The sequence below is a fragment of the Romboutsia sp. genome (genome assembly GCF_051659545.1).
GTDB lineage: Bacteria > Bacillota > Clostridia > Peptostreptococcales > Peptostreptococcaceae > JBOFOR01.
Window position 1 is genome coordinate 1 of record NZ_JBOFOR010000193.1, and the last position, 11,687, is coordinate 11,687.

Genomic DNA, 11,687 nt, shown 5'->3' on the forward strand with positions numbered 1-11,687 from the left:
AAATGTTTGTGTGCAAGTGTGGGCATAGAGAGAAGTTAAGTGTGTTTAAGAAGAGGAAAGAAGAGGATAAGAGTAAGGCTTCTAAGGGTGATGTAAATAAGTATCTGAAGAGTCAGAATAAGGATGATGAGGTATTTAATAATCCTTTTGCTGCAGCATTGGCAAAGCTGAATAAGAAATAAAGATTAGCTCAAAGACTATAATTTTAAAATAGGTATTAAATAAATTCGAATTAAAAGAATTTATTTAATGCCTATTTTTTATGATAAATTATTTTAAATGCTTTAAATATGTATCAAATTTACTCTTTAGAGTAGTAGAAAATATTATACTACTCTAATAAAAGGTAAGTATTAAAGTAGGCCATTATATGTATATATTTATTTTTGTTTGGACAGTATTATATACCTAAAGAGTAAAAAAAATTAGATAGTGTAATAGGCAAGATAGTAAACGAAATAGGAGGTGATAAGAGTGAAGATATTTATAGTAGCAAAGTCATTTATTATTAAGGAGGCTTTAGAAATATTTTTTAAAGATAAATTTAAGTATGAAGATATAAAATTATATTCATATGTTAGACAAATTCAAGAATCAATAAAAGACAACTGCCTGGTTTTTATTGAGATTGATAAAAATGACATAGAAAGTTTAGATACTATTTTTAATATTAAAGCTAACAATATAGGAGTTAAAATAATTGCACTAGATTCAACATTTAATAGAGAACTATTTACTAAGTGTGTAAAAGGCAATATAGATGGATATATAACTAATTTAGAAGATAAGAGTGAATTTGAATATATAGTAAGCTTAATTTTATCAGGTAAAAAGTTTTATGATTCTAATATTGCTCAAGAAACAATAATAGACAAAATGCATACAAAATCAGAGGAATTAACAAAAAGAGAAATAGAAGTAATGAATGAAGTAGTAAATGGACTCAACAATAAAGATATAGCTAAAAAATTATATATAACTGAATATACAGTAAAAAAACATATTAGTAGTATATTTAATAAATTAAACCTTAAAAGTAGGCAAGACATAATTATATATGTAAAAGATAAAGAAAGGAGCAAAATATGAACGATACAATAGATTTAAAAGAATATATCTATATAATTAAGTCTAAGCTAGTAAACATTATTTTATTTAGTTTAATATGTGTATTTATTAGTGGAGTTATTAGCTACTATGTGATAAAACCTGTATATGAAGTAAGTACAACACTAATAGTTGACACTAATAGAAGTGATAGTATAAGTAATTTAACAGGAGATAATATAGATGTTACGGAGAGATTGGCATTAACTTATGGAGAAATAATCAAGTCAAGAACTGTGTTAGAGCAAATAATAAATAAATTAAATTTAAAAGTATCTTATGAAAAATTAAGTAAAGAGATAAATATTTCGGTAGTTGAAGGAACTCAAATAATAAACATAAAAGTACAAGACACTGACAAAAAAAGAGCTGCTGAGATTGCAAATTCAATCCCTGGAGTATTTAGTGGTGAAGCTCAAAGGTTAGTAAAAGCAAATGGTATTGAAGTAGTAGATACAGCTATAATTCCACAATATCCAATTAAACCTAATCATATTATAAATATGTTATTGGCAGCTATATTTGGAATTATTTTAAGCACATTTATAGAAATAATAAGAGCATATTCTAGCAGTAAAGTAAAAACACCGTTAGATATAAGAGAAATACTGGAATGGCCATTATTAGGAGTAATACCTAATGAATTAGAAAAATGCAAAAAAGGTAAAAGAGGGAGGGATAATAATTGCAGAAGTTAATATCATTGAAAAAAAATAAATCTCCAATATTAGAATCTTATAGAGAAATAAGAACTAATATAGAACACTACAATGCAGAAAAAAAAATAAAAACTATATTAATAACTAGCACAAGCAATAGAGAAGGAAAAACAATAGTAGCATCGAATTTAGCAATATCTTTTGCCTATATAAATAAAAAGGTATTAATAATAGATTGTGATTTGAGAAAACCATCTATATATGAATATTTTGATGTAATCAATGAGCAAGGTATTATAGACATTTTGTTAGATAAAAATAAAATTGAAGAATGTATAAAAAAAACTAATATAGACAACTTAGATATATTGACAACAGGATCAATTCCAATAAACCCACCAGAATTATTATCTTCACCAAAAATTAAAGAAATCATAGAGAATGTAAAAAATATATATGACTATATATTTATAGATACGTCACCTATAGGATGTGTTATAGATGCAAATATTATTGTGGAACACACTGATGGAGTAATATTTGTTGTTTCATCAAATGAAATTAATAGAAGTGAAATAAAAATAGCTGAGGAAAAATTGAAAAATATAGGCGCTAATGTAATAGGAGTTATTTTAAATAAATACAAATTTAAAAAAGGCGAATATATAAAATATAGCTACAAATAGTATACCTAGTAGTCTAATAAGGGGGAATGAAAATGAGGGATAGAATATATTTAGCATCACCTCATATGGGAGGAGAAGAACAAAAATATATAAAAGAAGCCTTCGATACAAATTGGATAGCACCACTTGGGATTAATGTAAATGAATTTGAAGTTGAAATTTGCAAATATGTAGGAGTAAAAAGTGCAACAGCTTTAGTAAGTGGAACTAGTGCACTTCATATGGCACTTAAATGTTTAGAAGTTGAAAGAGGAGATACAGTATTTTGTTCAAGTTTAACATTTTCTGCTACAGCTAATCCCATAATATATGAAGGAGCAGAGCCTGTATTTATAGATTCAGAGTATGAATCCTGGAATATGTGCCCTTTAGCATTGCAAAAAGCTTTTGATTATGCACAAACTATAAATAAAATACCTAAAGCAGTAATAGTAGTAAATCTTTATGGGCAAAGTGCAAACTATGATGAGATTAAGAAAATATGTGATAAGTATAAGGTTCCAATCATAGAGGATGCAGCAGAATCTTTAGGAGCTATTTATAAAGGAATGCAGACAGGTACTATGGGAGACATAGGTATATATTCATTTAATGGAAACAAAATAATCACTACATCTGGTGGTGGGATGCTAGTTTCAAATAATGATAAATTCACGAAAAAATCTTTATTTTGGGCGACACAGTCTAGAGAAGAGCAAAGACATTATGAGCATAAAGAGCTAGGGTATAATTATCGAATGAGTAATATAGTAGCAGGTATTGGAAGAGGTCAAATAAAGGTATTAGATGAAAGAATAGAGCAAAAAAAGAAAATTTTTAATACTTACAAAAAAGCTTTCGAAGAAATTGAAGATATAGAGATGATGAACATATGTGATTTTGGAAGTCCAAACTACTGGTTGTCAGTAGCTACTATAAATGAAAAAAGTAAAGTTAAACCATTAGATATAATAGAAAAATTAGAAAAGGAAAATATAGAGAGTAGGAATGTATGGAAGCCGATGCATCTCCAACCTTTCTTTAAAAAGTATAAGTTCTTTTCTTCAACAGATGGAAAAAGTATATCTGAAGATTTGTTTGATAGAGGAATATGTTTACCAAGTGATACTAAAATGACAGATGAAGAAATAGATAGGGTTATTGATATTATTAAGGAAGTATTTATAGAAAAAAAAGAAATAGCAGATATATATTTTACAAAAGAGTATGGGAGTATATATGAAGAAAATAATGAAGGCAAATTAGAAACATATATATACGAAAGTGAAAAAGGTAAAATAATTTATAGGTTTTTAAAAAGAAAAATAAATCTAGCAAAAGAAAAAGAATTATTTGATATAATAACACCTTATGGATATGGAGGGCCTCTATTATTAAACTGTAAAGACGATGAACTAGAAAGTCTAATTGAAGAGTTTAAAGTAGATTTTCAAAATTATTGTAATAAAAGTGGAATAGTGTCTGAATTTATAAGGTTTCATCCTTTAGTTGAAAATCATAAAGGTATGGAGTTATATATGGATATAGAAAATATAAGAAGTACTATATGTATAGACCTAAAAAGCAAAGACTATATATGGGAAAACTTAACTCCAAAGTGCAAAAATCGTATAAGAAAAGCAGTTAAGTATGAAATAAAAATAGAAAGAAGCAACAGTGAAAAAGATTTATATGAATTTATAGAACTATATACAAAAACTATGGAAAAAAATAAAGCTTCAGAATATTATTATTTTGATAAAACTTTCTTTGAAAATACTACAAAATACCTAAAAGAAAATGTAACTATATTTAAGGCGATATATCAAGGAGAAACTATATTGAGTTCACTGATAATGAGTTATGGGGACTATGTCCATTATCATCTTACAGGATCAAGAGAAGAATATTTAAACTTAGGGGTTAATAATTTATTAGTTTATGAAGTGGCACTATGGGCTATAGATAATGGATATAGATATTTTCATCTAGGAGGAGGATATATAGGCAATGAAGATAGTCTTTTCAAATTTAAGAAAGGATTTTCTAAATCTGAGAAAGGTGAGAAGAAGTTTTATATAGGCAAAAAAATAAATTTACCTCAAGAATATGAGAAACTTGTTAAAATACGAGAAAAAGAAAATCAAATATGCTTAAATAATACAAATTTCTTTCCAGCATATAGAGCATGAAACAATTAAATATATCTAAGATATGTATTCCTTTAACTATTTTTCTTCCAGTTATGCTCAAACAAAGTGAAAGTGTAACTTTTAATATATCTATATCAGATGCATTTCTACCAATTGTTCTATTAATATTAATTACCCATAGTATAAAAACTAGCATGAAACAGGAGTACTCATATAGGATAACTAAAAATGATAGCGTTTTTTATGTAATGGCTATATGTATTGTACTATCCTTAAGTTTAGTAAAGTTATCTTTTTTATATGATATACCAAATATATCATTAGGAATAAAAGATTCGATTAAAATATTTATAAATATAGTGTACTTTAGTATATATTTATACGGATTTAAAGTAAGTAAAGAAGACTTTGAAAGGCTTTTTATTAAAACTTGGAGTTATACTTCTGTGATAATTAGCATTTTAGCTATAGTAGGAGTTGGATTATTTAGTATAGGAATAGAAAATCCATGGAGCTATTATTATAGAGCAGTTGGCACATTTAATGATCCGAATCTTTTTGCAGCATACCTTTTTATTTCAGTAAGTATTACATCAATATATAACTATAAAACTAAAAAAACTATATTTGGAATTAACTTAGTTATAAATCTTATTGCTATTTTATTTACATCATCAAGGGGAGCGATTATTAGTGCAGCAGTATCAATTTTATTTGTACTACTAATTTTACTAATAAATGGAGAACTAAAAAAAATATCTTCAACATTGTTCAAAGCTATAGCGGTAATAGCATTATTAATAGCAGGATATATTTTTATAAGCCGTATTTTAGATATAAATATATTAAGCAATACCTTCGATAGACTGTTAACAATGAATAATACCATAAAGGAAGATTCTAGAATTACTCAGTGGATAAGCGGACTTAAGATATGGTACGGTAGCCCTATATTAGGAGTTGGAATAAGTAGGTTTGTAGATTCAGGTATAATCATGGGGTTTACAAAGTATAGGATACTTGCTCATAACACTTATATAACATTTCTTTCAGAGCTCGGAATAGTTGGATTAATAGCATTTTTATGGCTCCCAATCAAATTGTTTGTAAACTTAATTAAAAATAGCAAAAATTCAGTAGAGAATCAAGTGTTAATATTTTCTATGATGGGAATCGCAATATCATGTATGTCTTTAAATCTAGAAAACTTTAGATGTATGTGGGTATTTTGGGCATATTGCTATTACTGCATAAAACTAAATTAAATAAGAAGGGGGTAATGATGGTGAGGTATGAGAAGAATATAAAAAGAGTAGTGGATATTATATTGTCCTTAATTGGATTATTAATATTATCTCCAGTGATATTAATAGTAAGTATTTTAGTAAAAGTAAACTTAGGCTCTCCTATACTTTTTAAACAAGAAAGATTAGGTTACAATGGAGAAGTTTTTAAAATAATAAAATTCAGATCAATGACAAATGAAAAAAATTTAAAAGGAGAGATATTAAGAGATAAAGACAGAACTACTAAATTTGGAAAAATTTTGAGAAAGAGTAGCTTGGATGAAATACCAGAATTAATAAATGTTTTAAAGGGAGAAATGAGTATAGTAGGTCCAAGGCCTTTGCTTGTAGAGTATGGTGAATATTATACTAAGGAACAATTTAGAAGGCACAGTGTAAGACCTGGAATAACAGGATGGGCACAGACGAATGGTAGAACTAGCATAACATGGAGCAAAACATTTAAACTTGATGTTTGGTATGTAGATAATATGAGTTTTTTATTAGATATAAAAATAATACTTATGACAATAGTTAAAGTATTGAAAAAATCAGATACAGTAGATAAGAGGGATAAAGTAGTAAAATATTTTAATGATACGGATACATCTACCAATGAATAAAATAATTAGAGCTTCAGCAGGACTTTTTATAATAACTATCTTAGCTAAAATATTAGGGTTTATTAGAGAAACAGTACTTGTTAGTAATTATGGAGCTAGTATGACTACAGATGCTTATATCACGGCTATGAATATACCGAATATATTATTTGCAGTTATAGCTTCAGCATTAGCTACTACACTTATACCGATATTTTTCCAAGTAGAAAAAGAAAGAGGAGAAGAAAAATCTTTAGAGTTTTTAAACAATATTATAAGTATTGTAATAATAGCCACTATTATATTGGCTATATTAGGATATATATTTGCTCAACCATTAACACATATATTTGCAATACAATTCTCAGGTGAAAAATTAGCTATGGCAACAAATTTTACAAAAACAATGATCTTTGGAATGATTTTTATAGCACTTAGCAACATTATGATTAGCTTTCTTCAAATAAAAGGTAATTTTATAATACCTGGAATGATGGCAATTCCATACAACATAATAGTTATTCTAATAATACTTTTTAGCAATAATAATGTTGAAATATTAGCTATAGGAACTTTTATAGCTATGATAAGTCAGTTTTTATTTCAATTTGTATTTGCTATAAAAAACGGGTTTAAATATAGATTTTATATAAATGTAAAAGATGAGTATATAAAGAAGATGCTGCCTTTAATTTTGCCTGTATTTCTAGCAGTAGGGGTAAGGCAAATAAATATTATTGTAGATAGAAGCTTAGCATCGACACTTGGTGATGGAATGATTACGGTACTAAATAGTGCAAATAAATTAAATGAGTTTGCACTAGGATTATTTATCTCAACCATAGCTGTAGTAATATATCCATTCATAGCTAAGTTATCTATAGATGGAGATAAAGAGTCACTTATAACTATTGTAAAAAAAAGTATAAATACAATAATTATTCTTATTACACCTGTATCAATAGGAGCTATAGTATTAGCAGAACCAATAGTTAGAATTATATACGAAAGAGGAAGTTTTACACCAAGTGCTACAAATTTAACTGCATCAGCGCTAGCTTTTTATAGTATAGGAATGATTGGGAGTGGGGTTACTACAATATTAAATCAAGTATTTTATGCATTTAAGGATACAAACAAACCGATGAAAATAGCAAGCCTCTCAGTCGTTATAAATATTATATTGGCTATAACTTTAATAAAATATATAGGACACATAGGATTAGCTTTTGCCACAAGTATAGCCAGTATTTTAGGTTCAATAATATTATTTGTAAACCTAAAAAACAAGATAGGAGATTTTGGGCAACTTGATATTATAAGAACGGCATTAAAATCTTTAGTAGCATCAGTTGTAATGGGGGTTTTAGTTAGTATTGTATATAAATACACAATTAGTTCAATAAATATAGAAAGCTTATCAATATTAATATCAGTTGTATCGGGATGTGTAGTATATGGAATCTTAATTATAGCATTTAAAGTAGATGAAGTAAGGTGGTTATTAAGTAATATAAAGATAAAAATTAATAAGAAATCTAAGATAGAAACTAATTAATAATTAGGGGGCTGTATATTTTATGAAACAAAAAGAAATAAATATCTTAATATTAAGCTCATATAACAATATAGAGCTAGTAAATGAATTTATAAAAGCAAAAGAAGAGCTAAACATAAATGGCAAGATTGTAACATCAGATATGAATAAAAATGTTCCAACTGCTTTTATTGGAGATAAGCATGTATATATAAGACATTTAGCAAAAGAAGGAGCAGATATAGATATAATAAAAGTTTGTAATGAAGAAAATATAAGTTTAATAATACCTATAATGGATAAACAGTTAAGGATCTTATGTAAATATAAAGAAAATATAGAAAAAAATACAAATGCAAAAATTATGATCTCTGATGAAAATGTAATTGATATAGTTAGAGATAAATTTAAGACCAGTGAATTTTTAAAAGCTAAGGGATTTTACACACCTAAAATTATTACAGATGAAGATATAGATAATGAAAACTATGAATTTCCTTTATATATAAAGCCATTTGACGGAGGTGGCAGTATAGATAACTTTATTTTAAAAAATAAAAAAGAATTAGATTTTTTTAAAGATTATTTAGGAAAAACAATTATACAAGAATTTATAAATGGAGAAGAATATTGTGTAGATATATTTAATGATTTTGAGGGCAATCCAATTACTATAGTGCCTAAAAAAAGAATAAAAGCTATGGGAGGAACAATACTTGAAGGCAAAATAGAGAAAAATAGGATAATAATTGAAACTATGAAAGATTTAGTGCACAATCTAAAGCCTTGTGGTGAAATTAACGTAGATTGTATATTAGTAGATGATAAAGTCTATATAATAGAAGTTAATGGAAGAATATCTGCAGGAGCAATATTTTCATATAAAGCAGGAGCAAGCACTCCTAAAAATTTATATCGATTATTGTGTGGAGAAAAATTAAAATATAATGAAGACTATATCAACAATTTAACCTTTATAAAATACATTAAATTCTTTTTAAATAATGGGGATAATGTCATATCAGGACTTTAGTCAAAATTAAGAATAAGGCTAAAAGCCTTATTCTAATAAGTTAAGAAATATTGTTTATCTTGGCATTTCCAAGTGTAGAATAGAATGGAACTAAATATGGTTGTTTCACATTAACAGGGTGTAAATAATTAACTATAAAATTTTCTACATCATTTAAAATTGCAAATTTAGTATTATTCATGTTACAGTTAGCTGAATTTATAATTACTGATGGTTTTGAAGTTACTCCATTCCATGAATTCTTCATACATTGGAATATATAGCTATTAGAGACTCCACCTTTCACTACAAGAGCATTAATATTTACTGAACTAGAATATTCACAGTCTATTACATTAGGAAAGTTAGCAATACCATCCCAAGAAGTAAAGGTAGGGTGTTTTTTATCTGGTAGGCTAACTCTCATATTATCTATATTTAATGTAATGCCATATGAGTAAATAGCACTTAAATACTCATTATTGTTACCATCATTTACAGTAGTATTTAGTGCTAAAATTGTAACATCAAATATTGATATATTTACAGTATAATTTCTAGCAGAGTTACTAATACCACAAGTGAAATCATTTCCAGTACCTATTGTTTTTAAAAAATTAACTGTGTTATTGCATACCTTAGAACCGTTATAGTCAAAAGGCTCAACATCAAGAGAATGTCCACCAGTTCCCTTTGTATTTCCTAAGGTATTATCACAAATAGCGGTACCTATAGTACAGTTTGTAACATGTTCTAAAACTAAATTTTTTCTACCAGCAGTAGTTGCTTTCATATAGCCAATTTTTATGTCAAAGCTGTAGCCATTAACACCTTCGCTATCACCGCCACCGCTGATACTAACATTATCTCCAACAGCATTATAAGCATTTACACTTTCAATACTAATACTATGACAGTCATAGAAAAATAGACAATGCATATGCTCATTCTTGTAACTTTGATTCTTATAATTTCCATCTATTGAAAGTCTTCCTGTAATTGTAATGTTATTCACATCAGTTATATTAATGCATCTAGTCCATGTACCTGCATTTTTAGTTAATTTAAATATAGATCCCTCAGCACAATGTAATTTTAAATTACTAGGAAGTTTTAAACCTTTAACAAGGTAAGTTCCCTTAGGAATAAATAAAATTTTATTAGAAGATATAGCTTTATTCATTGCAGAAAGCATAGAAGTGGTAACATCTTTAGAACCAGTATTATCAATGTTAGAAGGAAGTATCATATGTTGAGTAGTTACGGTGTCATTAGTTTTAACTTCAGAGGGTGTATTAAAAATAGAGGAATCATACTGCAGATATTCCATAGAGCATCTCCTTTTTAGTATTTAAAGTTACCTAAAAAAGCTAAGTAACTTGTTATTGTTTATTATATTAAAAAAAAGAGCATGTGAGACAGAATAAAGGTGGTAAATCTAAAAGTATACCTTAGTGTAGCAAAAGATAGGTATGAGATAAAATATATATTTTAATAAAGGAGACTTGATAATGAGCAAAAAAATACTTCAAGTAACTACAATAAGTCCTACTTTAGGCTTTTTAACAGAGCATATAAGACTATTAATAAGTCAAGGTAATGAAGTGCAGATAGCTACCAATATTACCTCTGATTTAAGTAAAGGAATAGAAGAACAAAATTTAGCTATAAATCAAATTGATTTTAGAAGAAACCCACTAAGTTTTCAAAATATAAAAGCTTATTTCCAGATAAAAAAACTTCAAAAGAAAAAAGAATATGACATAGTACATGTACACACCCCTATAGCTGCATTTATAACTAGATTTGCACTAAAAAAGTTTAGAAAAAAAGGAAATTTAAAGATAGTATATACTGCACATGGATTTCACTTTTATAAAGGTGCACCATTAAAAAATTGGGTAATATACTACACAGCAGAGAAAATAGCATCTAAGTGGTGTGACATAATTATTACTATGAATGAAGAAGATTATAAATTTGCAACAACCAAATTTAATAATGATGGATCCACTAAAGTATTTAAAGTTGGAGGTGTGGGCGTAGACATAAAACATTATAGTAATGATTACGTACTAGATACAGTATTTAAGGAGTCTCTAGGATTAAAAAAAGAAGATTTTGTTATATCTATAATAGGAGAGCTATCTCATAGGAAAAATCAAATACAAATAATAAAAGCAGTAGAAATATTAAAAAAAGAATATGAAGATATTAAACTATTAATTGTAGGTGATGGATATTTACTTGATGAGTATAAAGAATATATAAGTGCGACTTGTTGCTAGACAAAGGTAAGCGAGGGTTTACTACAAAACTAGCCTAATAACTTTTAGTTATTAGAACTGTTATTACGAAAGGTAGAATGATAGGGTAACGCCTTGAAATGCCTTCCCAAAGGATACGAATAGCGTTTAGTTAAGTAAATGATTAAGGGTTATAAGCTCGTTAAATGGCCTGAGAGCCACCGTAAATAGAAAAAATATTTCTATACGAAATGCGAACTGGAGGCAGTCGAGTGGTGATAGGGCTAGGGTCTATAAAATATCTATGGTTAGGATGTCAAGAGGGACTGACGAAATCGGGAATGTACGGGTCTAAAATTCTAATATTCAGAAATGAATATAACACACAAAATTGTGTAGTAAGTGTGGGTGAGTAAGATT

At 27.4% G+C, this 11,687-nt stretch carries 12 protein-coding genes; 11 read left to right on the top strand and 1 reads right to left on the bottom strand.

What is annotated here, in order from left to right; translation table 11 throughout:
- From ACRC03_RS10520 to ACRC03_RS10560, 9 genes are all read left to right on the top strand, one after another.
- The coding region (locus ACRC03_RS10520) for a hypothetical protein (RefSeq protein ID WP_438652520.1) at positions 1–182 on the top strand (182 nt) is incomplete at its 5' end.
- Positions 183–474: 292 nt separating this feature from the next.
- Complete coding sequence (locus tag ACRC03_RS10525; RefSeq protein WP_438652521.1) at positions 475–1,089, top strand: response regulator transcription factor; 615 nt, start codon at positions 475–477, stop codon at positions 1,087–1,089.
- The gene (locus ACRC03_RS10530) at positions 1,086–1,805 is read left to right on the top strand and encodes a YveK family protein (RefSeq protein ID WP_438652522.1); all 720 of its coding nucleotides are present in this window, start codon (positions 1,086–1,088) and stop codon (positions 1,803–1,805) included. Before ACRC03_RS10525 ends, ACRC03_RS10530 begins: the two co-directional genes overlap by 4 nt.
- On the top strand, positions 1,793–2,452 hold the full coding sequence (locus tag ACRC03_RS10535; RefSeq protein ID WP_438652523.1) for a CpsD/CapB family tyrosine-protein kinase: 660 nt from the start codon (positions 1,793–1,795) through the stop codon (positions 2,450–2,452). Before ACRC03_RS10530 ends, ACRC03_RS10535 begins: the two co-directional genes overlap by 13 nt.
- Positions 2,453–2,484: 32 nt before the next feature.
- Positions 2,485–4,623 (top strand): GNAT family N-acetyltransferase, encoded by a 2,139-nt coding sequence (locus ACRC03_RS10540; protein WP_438652524.1) that lies wholly within the window; start codon positions 2,485–2,487, stop codon positions 4,621–4,623.
- Positions 4,620–5,849 (top strand): O-antigen ligase family protein, encoded by a 1,230-nt coding sequence (locus ACRC03_RS10545; protein WP_438652525.1) that lies wholly within the window; start codon positions 4,620–4,622, stop codon positions 5,847–5,849. The genes ACRC03_RS10540 and ACRC03_RS10545 overlap by 4 nt, the downstream gene beginning before the upstream one ends.
- A 17-nt stretch (positions 5,850–5,866) precedes the next feature.
- Complete coding sequence (locus ACRC03_RS10550) at positions 5,867–6,493, top strand: sugar transferase (protein WP_438652526.1); 627 nt, start codon at positions 5,867–5,869, stop codon at positions 6,491–6,493.
- Positions 6,486–8,030: a murein biosynthesis integral membrane protein MurJ gene (gene murJ, locus ACRC03_RS10555; RefSeq protein ID WP_438652527.1), complete on the top strand. Its 1,545-nt coding sequence runs from the start codon at positions 6,486–6,488 to the stop codon at positions 8,028–8,030. Before ACRC03_RS10550 ends, murJ begins: the two co-directional genes overlap by 8 nt.
- A gap of 22 nt (positions 8,031–8,052) precedes the next feature.
- The gene (locus ACRC03_RS10560; protein ID WP_438652528.1) at positions 8,053–9,042 is read left to right on the top strand and encodes an ATP-grasp domain-containing protein; all 990 of its coding nucleotides are present in this window, start codon (positions 8,053–8,055) and stop codon (positions 9,040–9,042) included.
- Between the two features lie 40 nt (positions 9,043–9,082).
- On the opposite strand, the gene ACRC03_RS10565 is transcribed toward ACRC03_RS10560, so the two are convergent.
- Positions 9,083–10,351 (bottom strand): hypothetical protein, encoded by a 1,269-nt coding sequence (locus tag ACRC03_RS10565; RefSeq protein ID WP_438652529.1) that lies wholly within the window; start codon positions 10,349–10,351, stop codon positions 9,083–9,085.
- 181 nt (positions 10,352–10,532) lie between these two features.
- On the opposite strand from ACRC03_RS10565, the gene ACRC03_RS10570 reads away from it, so the two are divergent.
- The gene (locus ACRC03_RS10570; protein WP_438652530.1) at positions 10,533–11,309 is read left to right on the top strand and encodes a glycosyltransferase; all 777 of its coding nucleotides are present in this window, start codon (positions 10,533–10,535) and stop codon (positions 11,307–11,309) included.
- Positions 11,310–11,539: 230 nt separating this feature from the next.
- Entirely contained in the window at positions 11,540–11,683 is a 144-nt protein-coding gene (locus tag ACRC03_RS10575) for a hypothetical protein (protein ID WP_438652531.1), read from the top strand.
- The last annotated feature ends 4 nt before the right edge of the window (positions 11,684–11,687 follow it).